13 protein-coding genes and 2 pseudogenes are annotated in these 15,544 nt (G+C 36.9%); 13 read left to right on the top strand and 2 right to left on the bottom strand.

Going from position 1 to position 15,544, the window contains the following annotated elements:
- The first annotated feature begins 75 nt into the window (after window positions 1-75).
- A complete protein-coding gene (locus tag ACQKFG_RS24015) occupies window positions 76-1,467 on the top strand; it encodes a purine-cytosine permease family protein (RefSeq protein ID WP_427563517.1) in 1,392 nt (463 codons plus the stop codon).
- A gap of 213 nt (window positions 1,468-1,680) precedes the next feature.
- On the top strand, window positions 1,681-2,958 hold the full coding sequence (locus tag ACQKFG_RS24020; protein WP_427563519.1) for an IS110 family transposase: 1,278 nt from the start codon (window positions 1,681-1,683) through the stop codon (window positions 2,956-2,958).
- Window positions 2,959-3,578: 620 nt separating this feature from the next.
- Here the strand turns inward: ACQKFG_RS24020 and ACQKFG_RS24025 are convergent.
- Window positions 3,579-4,010 carry an Lrp/AsnC family transcriptional regulator gene (locus ACQKFG_RS24025; RefSeq protein WP_427563521.1) on the bottom strand — a complete coding sequence of 144 codons (432 nt, stop codon included), beginning with the start codon at window positions 4,008-4,010 and terminating at the stop codon, window positions 3,579-3,581.
- Window positions 4,011-4,178: 168 nt separating this feature from the next.
- Here ACQKFG_RS24025 and ACQKFG_RS24030 point away from each other — a divergent pair, with 168 nt between their 5' ends.
- The 3 genes from ACQKFG_RS24030 to ACQKFG_RS24040 all read left to right on the top strand — a co-directional run bounded on the left by ACQKFG_RS24030 (window position 4,179) and on the right by ACQKFG_RS24040 (window position 6,648).
- The gene (locus tag ACQKFG_RS24030) at window positions 4,179-4,760 is read left to right on the top strand and encodes a beta-class carbonic anhydrase (protein ID WP_427563523.1); all 582 of its coding nucleotides are present in this window, start codon (window positions 4,179-4,181) and stop codon (window positions 4,758-4,760) included.
- A gap of 32 nt (window positions 4,761-4,792) precedes the next feature.
- Window positions 4,793-5,242 carry a cyanase gene (gene cynS / locus ACQKFG_RS24035; RefSeq protein WP_427563525.1) on the top strand — a complete coding sequence of 150 codons (450 nt, stop codon included), beginning with the start codon at window positions 4,793-4,795 and terminating at the stop codon, window positions 5,240-5,242.
- 125 nt (window positions 5,243-5,367) lie between these two features.
- Complete coding sequence (locus ACQKFG_RS24040) at window positions 5,368-6,648, top strand: purine/pyrimidine permease (RefSeq protein ID WP_427563527.1); 1,281 nt, start codon at window positions 5,368-5,370, stop codon at window positions 6,646-6,648.
- A 1,060-nt stretch (window positions 6,649-7,708) separates the two neighbouring features.
- Here ACQKFG_RS24040 and ACQKFG_RS24045 read toward each other — a convergent pair.
- Window positions 7,709-8,563 (bottom strand): LysR family transcriptional regulator, encoded by an 855-nt coding sequence (locus ACQKFG_RS24045; protein WP_201254581.1) that lies wholly within the window; start codon window positions 8,561-8,563, stop codon window positions 7,709-7,711.
- Between the two features lie 156 nt (window positions 8,564-8,719).
- Here ACQKFG_RS24045 and ACQKFG_RS24050 point away from each other — a divergent pair, with 156 nt between their 5' ends.
- From ACQKFG_RS24050 to ACQKFG_RS24085, 8 genes and pseudogenes are all read left to right on the top strand, one after another.
- On the top strand, window positions 8,720-9,406 hold the full coding sequence (locus tag ACQKFG_RS24050) for a DsbA family oxidoreductase (protein WP_379151289.1): 687 nt from the start codon (window positions 8,720-8,722) through the stop codon (window positions 9,404-9,406).
- 59 nt (window positions 9,407-9,465) lie between these two features.
- A complete protein-coding gene (locus ACQKFG_RS24055; RefSeq protein WP_427563530.1) occupies window positions 9,466-10,605 on the top strand; it encodes an NADH:flavin oxidoreductase in 1,140 nt (379 codons plus the stop codon).
- 458 nt (window positions 10,606-11,063) lie between these two features.
- A pseudogene (locus tag ACQKFG_RS24060) lies at window positions 11,064-11,200 on the top strand (IS110 family transposase); the annotation flags it as partial.
- A gap of 79 nt (window positions 11,201-11,279) precedes the next feature.
- Window positions 11,280-12,443 (top strand): hypothetical protein, encoded by a 1,164-nt coding sequence (locus ACQKFG_RS24065; protein ID WP_427563532.1) that lies wholly within the window; start codon window positions 11,280-11,282, stop codon window positions 12,441-12,443.
- Window positions 12,444-13,074: 631 nt separating this feature from the next.
- Window positions 13,075-13,824 (top strand): hypothetical protein, encoded by a 750-nt coding sequence (locus tag ACQKFG_RS24070; RefSeq protein WP_427563534.1) that lies wholly within the window; start codon window positions 13,075-13,077, stop codon window positions 13,822-13,824.
- A gap of 364 nt (window positions 13,825-14,188) precedes the next feature.
- On the top strand, window positions 14,189-14,344 hold the full coding sequence (locus ACQKFG_RS24075) for a hypothetical protein (RefSeq protein WP_427563536.1): 156 nt from the start codon (window positions 14,189-14,191) through the stop codon (window positions 14,342-14,344).
- Window positions 14,345-14,631: 287 nt separating this feature from the next.
- Window positions 14,632-15,140, top strand: a pseudogene (locus ACQKFG_RS24080) (HTH domain-containing protein); the annotation flags it as partial.
- A gap of 59 nt (window positions 15,141-15,199) precedes the next feature.
- Window positions 15,200-15,544, top strand: a 345-nt coding sequence (locus ACQKFG_RS24085; protein WP_427563538.1) for a helix-turn-helix domain-containing protein, incomplete at its 3' end; no start/stop codon positions are given.

Genomic DNA, 15,544 nt, shown 5'->3' on the forward strand with positions numbered 1-15,544 from the left:
TTCTATGTAAATCTTTTCAATCGTTTCGACGGACGTATCACAGGGAACTTACAAAAAAGAACCGGAGGGGTGTCTATGAAAGTAGAGACAAGGAGCATTGAGTATATTCCCGAAAATGAACGTCATGGGAAAGCAAGAGGGCTATTCCCAGTTTGGTTTGGTGCCCAAATGCATTTGACCACTTTAGTTACAGGAGCCTTATGCATTAGTTTTGGATTAAATCTTTTCTGGAGTGTAATGGCAATTATTACAGGAAATTTACTCGGAGCTATTTTTATGGCCTCGCACTCCGCGCAAGGACCAAAACTTGGTATTCCGCAAATGATACAAAGTCGGGCGCAATTTGGTGTTATTGGTGCTGTGATTCCCTTAATACTTGTCATATTTATGTACTTAGGATTCTTTGCGAGCAGCGGTTTGCTAGGTGCTCAAGTCTTGAGCAACTCATTATCAATTAATTTGACATGGAGTATTATTATTATGAATGGCATCACTTTCATCGTTACGATGATAGGGCATGACTTAATTCATAAAATGCAGAAATATTTATCATGGTTCTTTTTTATCATATTCTTAGCTGCGACAATAGTCGTCTTCAATTTGCCAATACCAGCAGAAAGCTGGTCTCCGGCTGGATTTGAATTTTCAACTTTCATGTTATGCGTTAGTATTGTAGCTACCTGGCAGCTCTCATTTGCTCCGTATGTTGCAGACTACTCGAGGTATTTACCGATTGACACCCCTCCAGCTAAAACATTCTGGTATACGTACACAGGATCAGTCATAGGAACCGTGTGGATGATGCTATTAGGAGTCCTTTTAGCTGTTGCCATTCCTGGCTACCTTGAAAACTCAGGGACTTATTTGTCTCAATTGCTTGGTAATCGATTTGTGTTTATTATGCTTCTGGCCATTTTTTTAGGCCAACTCTCTATCAACGTGTTCAATTTGTACGGTTCTTTCATGTCAACAGTATCAACCATTGAGCCTTTTACTAAATTAAAGGTATCTCCAAAAGTAAGAATGTTTTTTGTCTTAGGTATCACTATAATTGGAACTTTATTAACAATAATCGGAAAAGGGAATTTCTTGGAGTATTTCACCAACTTTATTTTGTTGATCAGTTACTTTTTAATCCCCTGGACGGCCATAAATCTCGTTGATTATTATGTGCTTCGAAGGGGAGAGTACAATATTAAGGACATGTTTGATTTAAACGGGCAGTATGGAAAGGTAAATTGGATTACAACCTTTTCATTTTTGATATCCATCATTGTTGAAATACCTTTTATAAATACATCTATCTATGTCGGCCCGATTGCCCAATCTTTAGGGGGTGCTGATCTTGCATGGATTGTAGGGCTGGTTGTTCCATCTTTACTCTATTATGTAATGATGAAAAGAAAATTATATCATTCACCAAAAGTTTCACTCAGTGAGAGCAAAACTACAAATCTTCTTAGGTAATACAGTGGAGTTAGTATAGTTTCATGGACACATTTTAGTTAATGCCTTTACTTCATTAAGGGAGTTGCTTTGGCAGCTCTTTTTCTTATGGAGCTAAAGGTGCAGCATTCCTGTTAGAAGGATGTTCGAGGTCTTGAAAGAAAAAGAGCCCTCTTGTATGATGCATGAGTGTCAACGAGCATTGACCCAGCATCAAACAAGGAGGACTTCTCTATGCAGTTTAAATGGAATGAAAAAATTAATCAAGTTACTGAAAATACACTCGTTGTTGGTATGGATATTGCCAAGCGTGTTCATTATGCTTGTTTTGTTGATGAACGAGGGCGCGTGATAGAAAAAGCCTTCGCAGTACATCAATCAAAAGAGGGCTTTGAACACCTGTATAAAAAGATTCGTCAAATAATGAAGGAAGCTAAGAAAACAGAAGTAATTGTTGGAATTGAGCCAACAGGCCACTACTGGATGAACTTAGCCAATTTCTTAGATCATTATGGCATACCACTAGTCATGGTGAATCCAATGCATGTCAAACGATCGAAGGAACTGGACGATAATTTACCGACAAAGAACGATAAAAAAGATGCATTAGTCATCGCTCGTTTATTGAAAGATGGACGTTTTAGCTATCCACGTTTATTAAAAGAAGTAGAAGCAGAACTTCGTATCGGATGTACTCTTCGTTCAAAGTTAACGGAAGATTTAGCTAGTATTAAAAACCGAATCATTCGTTGGCTTGATCGATATTTTCCTGAGTTTACTCAAGTCTTTCCGGCTTTCGGAAAGATGGCTCTAGCTACATTGGAAATGACTCCGTTGCCACAGGATATCGATGGAAAAAGTGCTGAGGAGCTTGTCTTTCTTTACCGTAAGGTAAAGGGAATGAGAGCCCCGCAGCTACCAAAAGCAAAGCTACTCATTGAAGCAGCGACGAACTCAATTGGACTGACAGAAGGGACACAGATGGCCCGATATGAAATTGCCACACTCCTGCGTCAGTATCGCTTACTAGAAAACGAGATTGAATCTGTTAATAGTCAATTATCCGAAATGGCCCAAACAACTATGGAATATGAGCTGCTTGCTTCAGTTCCTGGATTAGGAGATGCAACGATTGTTGATTTGCTTTCAGAAGTTGGAAGCTTTTCACTTTATGAAAATCCACGCCAATTGATTAAACTAGCGGGATTAACATTACGTGAAAACTCATCTGGTCAACATAAGGGACAAAAACATATCTCCAAACGTGGAAGAAAGCGACTTAGATATATTCTTTTCAAAGTAATAGTACCACTCATTCGTCACAACGAGGGGTTTAAACAGCTTCATGAATATTACACAACACGCCAACAAAATCCCTTACGCGGAAAGCAATCGATGGTGGTACTCTGTGGTAAATTGTTGAAAGTATTGCATGGTATTTGTAAAAAGAAAGTCCATTTTAATGAGCAGAATATGATGAAGGATCTCTACTGCCTCTCAGAGGCAGCGTAAGCATTTCAAACTATCGATTTATACAAGAAGGATGACACGGAGAAGCCAGCAACATTACTAAACTAAGACCAAGAGTCTCCGAGGCAGCTTAGCAGGCCTCTGCCTTATGAATAGACCGAACGAAGGAATGTAAGCGCAAATGACGCTAAGAGACATGGGAGGGTACGTCATCATAAGTTTCGCAGAGATCTATTGTGCATCACATAGTGGAGAAAAAGCTAATGATTTCCATTAGTTTTAGCGAAGCGTACGCTCAATTTAGTAATAAAAACCAGAATTTCAATACTCTGTTTAAAAGTAGAATGAAAAAATAATTCCCATAATACACCGAGTGGTGCAAACCGTTGATACATCAATGTTTATAGAGGGAGGTTAGTTCATTAAGCGTAGTGTATTCTGACTGTTCGGTATTTATAAAGGCTCTAAATAAGCAATATTAGCTTTACAGAACTAAAGACCCCAGTTTGTTTTAGTGTATTTTTTCAGAAGATAGACTTATTCATAATAATATAAGTGTCGAATTCTTTAATTAACTTGAGAAAGTTAACCAATCAAAATTTCATGAGTCTTCTGAGTTAGTTAGATGTTACGTTGTGCCTGCAATTTAGACATATTCAATCTTATTTTAACTTTCCTATTGATAGGTTAACACGATAATTCCCGTACTTTAATAGTTGTCCTAGAAAGTTATCCAATTCTTGATTGGAAGCAAAATGTGTTTTTAATAAATAACATCCATCACCACTTATACGATGTACTTCAGAAATTCCTTCTTCTTCTTGAAAGAAATTCATAAACTCATGATGATTAGCTGTTGTTACGAACAAAGTAACAAATGCAGTCACTATTTGTCCTAATTTGATTCGGTTTATTGCTATTGTATATTGTTCAATAATCCCTAAATCCTCTAATCTTCGAATTCGATTTCCTACAGCCTGCCCCGTCATATGTATTTTTTGACCAAGTTCTTTCCACTGTATTCTTGAGTTTTCTCCTAATAATTTCAGTATCTCAAAATCTGTTTGATCAATGATATAAACCAATCCTTTCATCGTGAAAGTAGGAAGCCAGAAAGTGTTTCGTCAACTTATTCTGCTTATCGATACAATTCACTATACTTAGTTTATCCTCTTACATCACATTATTTATCAGTTATATTTACTTATAACATAGAGGACGTAACAAAAAAAATACATCTAGATTTAAAGGAGGTTACAAACATGTTATTACAAGATATTTTAGAGTACAATGAACAATTTGTAGAAAATAAGGAATACACTCCTTGTGAAGCATCAAAAATGCCTAAAAAACGTATGGTTGTTGTCTCTTGCATGGATGCCCGTTTAATTGAGCTACTTCCAAAAGCTTTAGATATACACGATGGTGATGCAAAAGTTATCAGAAATGCAGGTGGTAAGATTGCTGATCCTTTCGATAGTGTTATGCAAAGTATTATAGCATCAGTATATGATCTAAATGCAGATGAAATCTTTCTTATTGGACACCATAGATGTGGTGCGAGTCAAACTAATCCAAAAGGAACACTTCAAAAAATATTAGATCGTGGAGTAGCTTCACCAGAAATTTTATCAGCGATTGAATATGCTGGTGTTGACCTTGAAAAATGGTTATTTGGATTCCATGATGTCGAAGATTCAACTCAAGCTAATGTTGATTTAGTAAGAAATCATCCACTTATTCCAAAAGATGTACCTGTACATGGTTTAGTTATTGATCCTCATACAGGTAAATTGGATTTAGTAGTTGATGGATATAGAGCATTAAATGGTGAAACAAAATAATTTATTACTTAAATGGAAGGAAGTTATTAGATATGAATAGAAAAGAAGCTACGCAAAAAATTATGGAAGCAAAAATTAAAAAAGGTTTAACATGGGAAGAAATTTCAAAAGTAAGTGAAAACTCTGAGACTTGGGTTGTAACAGCGTTATTAGGACAAGCTACAATGACACGTGCAGAAGCCGAAAAAATGGGTAAACTATTAGGGTTAGATGAAGAAGTAGTTCAAGCATTAACAGTAATTCCACATAGAGGTGAAGTAATGCAAATGCCTCCTACTGACCCAATCTTATATCGATTATATGAAATGTTATTAATATACGGACCAACTATTAAAGAATTAATCCAAGAAAAAGTTGGCGAAGGTATTGCGAGTGCAATTAATTTCCAACTAGGTGTGGACACACATGAAGATCCAAATGGTGGTGACCCTCGTGTAGTTATTACACTTAACGGAAAATTCTTACCTTATCGTAGATGGTAATTAATTAAAATTAATTAAAAAAATCTATCATCTTATATAATTTTAAACCTAAAAAATCCATCCTTTTTAATATAACTCTGGATGGATCTTTTCTATGAGATTCTTTTTCTACAAGGGAGAATAATATGAATAAAAAATACTTTGATACCAGCTTTAGTATCCTACAGTGGTTTGTGTTTTTATTAGCAAATGCAATTGCATTGCCTATCATTATTGGTGGCATATTCCATTTATCAATAGAAGAAATCTCAACATTAATGCAGCGAACTTTTTTAATTGTGGGAGTAAGTTCATTTATACAAGCATGGTTTGGGCATCGCTATCCCATTGCGGATGGTCCAGCCGGTTCATGGGTAAGTATATTTGTCATATTGGGACAAGTAGCTATGTATCAGGGACAAAGTGCAAAAGATGTATTACAACTTTTAGAAGGTGGATTAATTATTGCAGGTATATTACTCTTCATTCTTGGTATAACAGGGCTTGTGCATCGAATTCTACTTTTATTTACACCTTTGGTTACAGGAACTTTTCTTTTAATCTTAGCTCTTCAGCTTAGTGGTGTGTTACTTAAAGGAATGATGGGATTACAAGGAGCTGTAACTCATCCTGATTATACAACAGCTACTATTGCGCTCTTTGTTTTTGCCATTATTACTTTCTTATCAATTAAAGGGAAAGGATGGATGAAAAGTTACGCTGTGTTACTTGGAATTTCATGTGGTTGGCTTTTGTATACTGTATTAGGAAAATCGTCTCATATGCCTTCTCACACATCGTTAGTTAAGTTACCAGAGATATTCGCTTGGGGAATGCCTAGATTCGATATTGGAATGACTCTAACTGCAACTTTATTTACATTTCTTTTAGTTGCAAATACGATTGCTGCTATTTCAGCTGTAAAACAAGTGGCTCCGTTATCTAAAGAAAATGAAAAGCAAACACTGAAGCGCGGTGTATGGGTCGGGGGTATATCACATATTATCTCGTCGTTTTTCTCTACAATTGGAATTGTACCATTACCTGCATCAGCAGGATTTATTCAACTAACTGGACAAAAAAAAGTTAAGTCGTTCCTTATAGCAAGTCTCATATTAGTAGGAATTTCTTTTATTCCCTTAATTGTAAGCTTTATATCATTGCTACCAGGTCCCATTGCCAATGCCGCACTTTTAGCAACATTTGTTCAAATGATAGGAATTTCATTTCAATCGATTTTACGTGAAGAATTAAATCAACGTCGATTAACTATATTAGGTATTTCATTATTAATCAGTTTGGGAATCATGTTTCTTCCAGAAAGTGCATTTAACGGAATTTCATCTTCCTTACAATATGTTTTAAGTAATGGATTACTGGTAGGTACCATGATTGTCATTCTACTGGAACAGTTTTGGAAAGAGTGAATATATTGGATGAATCATTATTAGTGGCAAGACATCTAAGAAATAAAGGCTACAAGGTTGAGTGCGAAATTGGGAACAAAAAGATTGGGAATTATTTTTATCGGTCAAAAACTGTTTAATTAATTTAACTGTTGAAGGCGGCAGCCCCTGTTCACTAAGCTCCGAAGTAACAGCTTCTAATCCAACAAACAAGGTTTAGAAGAATTAAAAGAACTGGAAACATATTTGGAATTCCTTGGTGTTAATCCAATGTATATTTAATCCATTTTTAGCAAGAGGATTGGAGTTCTAAAATTTCTTCTTTAACTAAACCATCTAAAGTGATCTTCAGCAATCGGGCTCGAATCTTTAATAAGAATTGCTTTTCTTAATGAACTAACGGGTGCGATAGTTTATTAAGAAAGACAAAAATGATTAGCGTTTTTTTAAAGAATAATAATTTAATTTAATAGTAGTATAAGGGCATGTTTTGATAATTTATTTCAAAACATGCCCTTTCTATTTATTTATCAAGGTTTTGTATTAGTTAATCAAACTTTGTTTCAAATCTACAATAAGATAGATTTGAATAGATTATTGGACGTAGAATAATGAACAGGGTTTTATGACGTGAATAGTAACAAAAAAGAGTTATTCAAAGCGTAATGACATGTGTTCAGAAATGGACGAGTTTTGGAACATAGGTGGCAAATTATATAACCTAAAAAATTTACGGTGTGAAAAGAAATGATAAATTAATAGAAATTTACTATTAATCTGAGATAATAATTTTAAAAAATATTCTTCATGTTATTCCAGAATCGGCCATATTGTTGAATAACATGTTAAAGACTGTGAAGAAATGCACTTTAAACTAACCAGCTAATAGTTTGTAAAGATTTTTTATTAAAAACAAAAAATCTTTCATGATATAAAAAAGGGTGTACAAATAAACGTCTGGTTTTTATTGGAATTAGTTGGCAGAACCCTAAAGGGATACACTTTATTTATTAATGATTTTTCTCTTTATCATTGAAAATCTAATAAATGATTGATTAATCCCTTATTTGCTAAGAACTCATTACACCCAATTTTTAGCATGGTTTCTTATTAAAGAAATCATACTTTTCATGGACGGAGAAAGCCATTTATCTTTATGATAAGTAAGAAATGTAGCAATTGCCGGATGTTCTGGCTCTACTTCTTCTCCTTTTAGTTTATTACTTTCTATTTCTTCCTTCACCGAAAAGTAAGGCACTATTGAAATTCCTAAACCACTTCTAACACATTGCTTTATCGCTTCAATACTTTGAAAGTCTAAACTTTCTTTAACATCCATCTGCTTATACCTTAAATACTCATCAAACACAGACCTATAACTGCATAATCGCTCAGTATATAGAACTGTTCTAGTGTCTTCTTCTTTCTCTGGTGGGCTAATCAAAACCATTTTTTCTCTTTTCAGTTTTTCACTATAAATCTCAGGAATAGACCAATCTTCTTTTTCTAATACCAATGCTAAATCGATGTCTCCATTTTGAAGTTTTGATGCAACATTATAATTTTCTATCGATTTTAGGGAAAGGTTAACTTTCGGGTAAGACTTTTTATATTCTAAAAGAATAGATGGAACACGACTGATCGTCAGCGATTCCGATATGCCAATAATAAGATCGCCTATTGGTTCATCATCCGTGCTTAACGCCTGAGCATGCAATTCAATGATCTTAACCGCATAAGAAAGAAGTCGCTCGCCGTAATGAGTCAAAACGACTTTCTTGCCGAGTCGATCAAATAAAGGTTTTCCTACTTCCTCTTCCAATTCTTGAATATGAGTTGTAACAGAAGATTGAGCATAGCCAAGATGTTCAGCAGCCTTTTTAAATCCTCCTCTTTCTACAATTGTCTTAAGTGTTATAAGATGACGAAGCTCCATATATAACTGTCTCCTCTATGGTTCAATTTTATTGAACTAATTGTTCGATAATATCTATTTTACTAAACGCAGACGGTGAATTACAATAAATAGTACGCAGATACAAAAGTCTGTTTAATATGATTAGTTTCCACCTAAAAAGGTAGGGTATGTTATATATGCAACAAAGATGAGCATGATATAGGAGGTAATAACATGACGGTAAAGATCAAGGTGTATTCGGATTATGTATGTCCTTTTTGTTTTTTGGCAGAACAACCTCTTGAGGAAGCCATAAAAGGAAAAGATGTAGAAGTGGAGTGGATGCCGTATGAGCTGCGTCCATATCCAAATGAAACTTTAAAGCCGGAAGGACATTATTTACAAAGTACATGGAAACAGTCCGTTTATCCGATGGCAGAACGAATGGGGATTGACATTGTCCTTCCAAAAGTGTCTCCTCAGCCATATACTCATTTAGCCTTTGAAGGGTATCAATATGCAAAGGAAAAAGATAAAGGTAATGAATACAATGACCGTATGCTACGCGCCTTCTTTCGGGAAGAACAAGATATTGGTAACATCGATGTACTAACAAAATTAGCTGGTGAAGTAGGATTGGACGAAAAGGAGTATCGGGAGGCTTTAACAACAAGAAGGTACAAAGATGCACATAAAAAAGCATTGAAACATGCTTATGAAGAAGCAAATATTACTGCCGTTCCGACGTTTATTATTGGTGATACCAAAATCGCTGGGGTGCGTTCTAAAGAAACTCTTGAACAAATCATTAAGGATGAATTGGATAAACAAAAGCCTCAAATATTAACAGAAGGTATGACCTGCGGCATTGACGGATGTTAATTCATTCAAAGAAATGGAAAATACTTATATATGCTTTTAATTTGGAAGGGGTTTAATTCATGACAAATAAAGACTTGTTGTTTGAAAAAGTGACATTAGGTAGCACAACAATAGATAACCGGGTAGGAGTTGCTCCAATGACACGGACAAGTGCTACACCGGAAGGGTATGCAAGCGATCAAATGGTTTCGTACTATACGTCATTTGCCCGTGGTGGATTTGGACTGATTATTACAGAAGGAATTTACCCGGATGATAAGTATAGTCAAGGGTATTTAAATCAACCAGGCATTGTTTATGATGAACAAGTACAAGCTTGGAAGAAGGTAGTGGATTTTGTTCATCAATCTAGAGCTAAAATATTTGCACAGCTCATGCACGCAGGAGCACTTTCACAAGGAAATCGTTTTGTGAATGAAACGATTGCTCCTTCTGCTGTTCCGCCAAAAGGTGAACAAATGGAGTTTTACGGAGGAAAAGGGGCTTTTCCAACACCAAGAGAAGCGACAAAGGAAGAAATCACAGAAGTAATAAACGGATTTGTGAATGCGGCTAAACATGCCAAAGCAGCTGGATTTGATGGAGTTGAAATTCATGGGGCAAATGGCTATATATTAGACCAGTTCCTAACGGATTATACCAATCAGCGTAAGGATGAATATGGTGGTTCTACAGAAAATCGTGTGCGTTTACTGGTGGAAGTTTCGAAAGCTGTTCGGGAAGCTGTTGGACAGGACTACACCGTTGGGATCCGAATTTCACAAGGGAAAGTAAATGATTACTCACACAAGTGGCAGGGAAAAGAAAGAGATGCTGAGATTATCTTTGGTCAGCTAGGCCAAGCCGGTCTTGATTTTATCCATGTCACGGAATATGAAGCATGGCAGCCAGCATTTCCGGAAGGAAAAGGCACGACCGCAACCGATTCAGCTTTTGGAGATGGTGGAGCTTCACTTGCAAGGTTAGCAAAAAAATACAGCAACTTACCTGTTATTGCGAATGGGCACCTTGAGAATCCGGGAACAGCTACAGAAATCATTGGAAAAGGAGAGGCTGACGTGGTTACCTTAGGAAAGGGGGCGCTAGCCAATCATGACTGGGTAAACAAAGTGAAAGCCGGGGAACCTATAGCCGATTTCCAGCCGGAAAAGATACTAAGCCCGAATGCTAAGATTAAAGATTTTGAAGCTCAAGTATAGCTGTCGTTGTGTATTATAAAAAATCTACATGGTGCGTTAATCCCAAAAGGATTAACGCCTTTTTTTGAACTGCTTATTCAACAAAAGAGCGCTTTTCTGAAGTAACGGTAAAAGTCCAATTACTCAATTTTAATGAGAAATTGGACTTTTTATATTTACTTATAGTGCAAAATAATACTTAAAATAGGTGCAAAATAACTCCTAAAGTGACACACTGATCGAGACAGTCTTTTACCGTTTTCCTTGTAGGAAAACAGCATTATCGTCTAGAATTTAACGTAATAACGAGGTGATCATTTATGAATAACGCTGAGGAGTTCCCTTGTTCAACTATCGGGGCAGCATTCCTGTAATAACTGAAAATGAGGTTTGAACGAAAAAAGACCTCTTGATAAGATGAATGAGTCCTAAGCTGGCCACCTAAAAAAGGACAAAAACATCTATTTGGAGGTCTCGCAATGAATTATAACCAAAATCATAAAATCACTCAAATTATTCTAACCTTAATTGTCGAGTAGATATAGCGAAGCACAATCATGTCGCGAGAGCACAGGATTTTAGAGGATTGGAACTGGGTAAAACGTGTTTCTTTGAAAAAATGGGCAACTTATTGGACAAACAGTAATGCAATATTAAAAAACAAAAATATATTAATAAAAAAGAGGTGAAATTTTATGGCATCTAATTTCAATTTTTGCTGTCCTCGCTGTTTCAATAGGATCTGTTGTTGTCCCCCTGTTCATCAAGGGCCCAAAGGAGATAAAGGAGATAAAGGAGTTCCAGGAGTTCCAGGGCCCCGAGGACTACGGGGACCCCAAGGTCCCCAAGGAGAGCAAGGTCCCCAAGGAGAGCAAGGTCTCCAAGGAGAGCAAGGTCCCCAAGGAGAGCAAGGAGAACAAGGAGAACAAGGACCACCTGGACCAAGCAATTTCATTTGGGGAAGAGAAACCATTTTTTGGGTAGATTCAAAAGCTCCAGGTCCAGGTGATGGGACACCCTCAGATCCATTTAATTCTTTGCAGGCTGCTGTTACCGCTGCGACTAATAGTCCTTATGCTGTCGCTAATGGTATGAGAGCTCGTTTAATTATTCTTATTGCCGCCGATTCAATATTTGACGAAGATATAGTTATTCCTCCTGCAAGACACGTACAACTCCTTGGCTTAGGTCCTTGGGTGCTTGGAAATGCGAATTTAGCCAATTTTGCTTCTTCAACTCCTAGAAATATCACCATTCAAACAAGCCAAGATGAAGAAAATGTTTATCTCGCTATGGGGCCCTCTTTCAATGTAAGACCAGTAACGGTTATCGGTACCTTTGATAATGGTACATCTGTTAGCACTCATACAAATTACACGAATGGAGCTATTATAAGCGGGAACATCATTTTTCAGAACACTGCAATAATGTTCACTTCTACAACTATTGAATTCCAGCTTTTAAATTCTAGAGTTGTAGGAAGTATTATTCCAGATCCAGGCAATCCGCATTTAGGAATTACGAATACTTATCTGTACAACAGTAGGATAAATATCATGAATAATCCAGGAGGAAGAATCCAACGCATGATAGATTGCCACTCGGATGGTGCAATTACAGTAGACGCGTACGCAAATATTGAAAATTGTTTTATACAAGGCGATGTGACCGCAAATGCAGGCGATATTGTTATTTTTGGTGATGTAGCTCCAATTGGTGTCTTTAATACCCAATTCCAAACAATGACATGGACGACTGATACCCTTTTTATAGATACCGAATCTAATTTTTATTTTGTGTCAAGTGGTTCGGCAGTGGGTGGGGGCGGAACCAAAACAGTTCTGTTTAGTATTGTATGATGCACTGGATTGTTTAGAAAAAAAAACAATGTTTTCCGTGAATATAATCAATTCGCTTAATGAGGATTCAATTAAATACAACAGAAAATCATTTTTTTAAAAAGGCTGAGCATCTTGAGGAATCGAATATAGAATTGGCTGATAAATCGAATTGTCATGACCTTCTACTGAAAATGAAAACAGTAAAGCTGGCGCAACAACCAGAAAAAGGATTAATCTCTCATGAGAGTGGTGCAGCACTGATTTTGTGCTGCATGGATGGCTAACTGGTGCGTTAGCGCCATAAGAAGGCTGCCAATCGGCGGCCTTTTGAACGTGCGATTCTTTCAAAAATCATACATTCAAATTCGAGTAAAGAAATCTCCTTACAGGAATTCATAAATTTAAAAGGTTTAGTTTGAAATTTTAGTGTGTCTTAAAGAACTATGTCCTATCACGATGATTGTTGTAAGAAGAAAAAACGCTGCGATAATGACCAGTTTGTCCAGATAAATAAGTAACCTGTCCAAGCAATCGTTTACTTTAGTAATATTATAAATTGTAACTACTACTCCGAAAATACATTTCATATTACTTTAGTCCGATTCTATTTCATTTTCGAAAAAAAGTTACAAGAAAGGATTGTGATATTTTGGAAAAATTAGACAATAAAAAACCGTTAAACAGTAACTGGGGTTCTGTCTGTTTTAACGACAGCGACTGTTTTGGCAAAAATTCAAGATTTGAAAATAAAAATCCATGTAAGTCTTGTGGGTCTTGCGATTCTGCTTGCCAATGCGATTTTAAAGCTCCAGCCCGCCAACTCGCTGCACCATTAAACAGCGACTGTGTCCTAGTTAATTCAGTTGTAGGCTCAAAAACGGTACAAAAGGTTGCAGAAGCAACATTTCCTTTTACCGCGTTTACTCCTGCTATACCAGCTGGATCCACTATTGTTTCGGTAGTTGTTGTACCGAATCTAGCTGGTGTTGTCCGTAACACGACGATCATTATGGACAAAGTCGTTAACATCGGGCTTATTCCTGTAAGTATTACGGTAACATTTTTGGCACCAGGAACAACCACTCCTGCAACAGCCGTACTTTCAACAACTTTACCATTCCAGGAGCATACGGATTTTCCAGGTGCCAGCCCTGAGGATGCAGTAATAGAATCCCCATTTGTAGTAGAAGGGATCTTTGCTCAACCAGGCGTTCCAGTCATCGGCACTACGGGACTTGTTACTACCGATGCTATTTTAGTCAAGATTGTACTACGCACTACAATTACAGTGACTCGACAAGTTATTGTAGATTCACATGGTGGTATTTGCGACGTAAATGACCGTAGTTGTGAATCTACGACTACTCCATCAACAATTACTCTTCCTTCTGCTCCATAAGCGACGTTATGAATTCTAGTTTAGACAAGATCCGCAACGACCTCAAGGTCCCCCAGGAACTCCAGGACGAGTATTAGACTTTGCAGATTTTTTTGCGTTGATGCCTCCTGATAATGCAGCAACAGTTGTTTTAGGTGGGGACGTAGATTTTCCGCAAAATGGCCCTACTAGTGGGGGAGGTATTGTACGCAATGGTATCAGTCCCGATTCATTTGTTTTGTCTGCAATTGTCACTTATCTGGTCTTGTTTCAGGTGAGTGTGGACGAAGCTGGCCAACTGGTTTTAACTCTCAATAACTCCCCCCTAGGCTATACGGTGGTCGGACGAGCAACCGGTACGTCTCAGATAGTAGGCATGGCTCTTGTGCAAACAGTCCTCCCCAATTCAATACTCACTTTACAAAATCCTGCTGGCAACGCCGGAGCATTAACCATCACGCCTTTCGCTGGAGCACCAGCTGGTACAACGCCTGTTTCAGCACACCTTGTCATCACGCGACTCAGAAAGACGGGACAATAATATGATATACTCTAATCACCTTTTTTCACTTATTTTGTTCTGAAATCAACAAACGCTACAGTATTTTATGGATTCGCAATTCATTAAGTTTGGACAAGTTTGAAGGTGTAAAAGGGATAAATTTCTTGTGAAATTAACAGGTGCGTTCGTATTATAAGGTTAGCCAGTTTTTTAAACTGTACCCTATAGAGTAGACACTTTAAAAAAGGTCTGCTCTATAGGGTATTTTTATTTATAATGAATAAAAATGGCAGAATCGGGGAAAAATCAAATGTCTAAAAAACACTTTACTGTATACAGATGAGTTTAAAAGGATGTTTATAGCTGAAAATGAAAATGGAAAATTACCTAGCCAGATTTTTGAGGAGAATGGTTTTGATGTTGAAGTCCTTGGTATAGTCAGAGTAAATGGGGCAGCCAATAGATGGCGAACTGCTTATAACGAATCAGGAGTATCAGGACTTCGAGATTTGCGTAGAGAGAATTCAGGGCGACCAACTAAGAAAGAGCGTACTTTAGAAGATAAAAATGCTAGATTAGAAGCCCAAATTCAACTATTGCGAGCTGAGAATGAGTTGCTAAAAAAGTTAGACATGATGGAAAGGGGGCTGGAGAGAAACGAGTAAAAGTCTCTGCAGAACAGAGGTTTCTTTTAATACGTTCAGTGATTGAAAAGTACGAACTTAAAAATATGGTTTTTTTCTTATGCTCGATTTCAGGAGTTTCGCGCTCTGGTTATTATAATTACTTTTCTTCAGAATCTCAGGAAAGAAGAAAACAACGAGAGAAAAAAGACTTGATATGAACTGCACCCCAATTGTTAGACACCATCTAACAATTGGAGGTGCTTTTTTTATGACAAAATATTCATTAGAGTTGAAATTAAAAGCTGTCCTTGCTTATTTAGAAGGAATGGACTCATTTAGAACTGTAGCCAATCAATTTAATATCAGTTTGACTCCTTTAAAGCAATGGGTGGCGCATTATAAAGAACATGGGATAGAAGGGCTAATGTCTACCTATACAAATTATGATATTAGCTTTAAGATGGATGTACTAAACTATATGAACGATTTTGGAGTGTCTAGTACCCATGCAGCTGCTATGTATAACATTGCTTCTCCTTCTACTATTACTAATTGGCTAAAGCAATTGGAGGAGTACGGAGTGTACGCTCTTGAAACGAAGAAAAAGGGGCGT

This window comes from Peribacillus sp. NPDC076916 (assembly GCF_050269675.1).
Classification (GTDB): domain Bacteria; phylum Bacillota; class Bacilli; order Bacillales; family DSM-1321; genus Peribacillus; species Peribacillus aracenensis.

Bases quoted from the DNA above. Each gene is read 5' to 3' on its own strand.
- cynS (WP_427563525.1), top strand. From the start codon at position 4,793: ATGAATAGAAAAGAAGCTACGCAAAAAATTATGGAAGCAAAAATTAAA.
- ACQKFG_RS24065 (WP_427563532.1), top strand. From the start codon at position 11,280: ATGGCATCTAATTTCAATTTTTGCTGTCCTCGCTGTTTCAATAGGATC.
- ACQKFG_RS24045 (WP_201254581.1), bottom strand. From the start codon at position 8,563: ATGGAGCTTCGTCATCTTATAACACTTAAGACAATTGTAGAAAGAGGA.
- ACQKFG_RS24055 (WP_427563530.1), top strand. From the start codon at position 9,466: ATGACAAATAAAGACTTGTTGTTTGAAAAAGTGACATTAGGTAGCACA.
- ACQKFG_RS24040 (WP_427563527.1), top strand. From the start codon at position 5,368: ATGAATAAAAAATACTTTGATACCAGCTTTAGTATCCTACAGTGGTTT.
- ACQKFG_RS24020 (WP_427563519.1), top strand. From the start codon at position 1,681: ATGCAGTTTAAATGGAATGAAAAAATTAATCAAGTTACTGAAAATACA.
- ACQKFG_RS24015 (WP_427563517.1), top strand. From the start codon at position 76: ATGAAAGTAGAGACAAGGAGCATTGAGTATATTCCCGAAAATGAACGT.
- ACQKFG_RS24025 (WP_427563521.1), bottom strand. From the start codon at position 4,010: ATGAAAGGATTGGTTTATATCATTGATCAAACAGATTTTGAGATACTG.
- ACQKFG_RS24030 (WP_427563523.1), top strand. From the start codon at position 4,179: ATGTTATTACAAGATATTTTAGAGTACAATGAACAATTTGTAGAAAAT.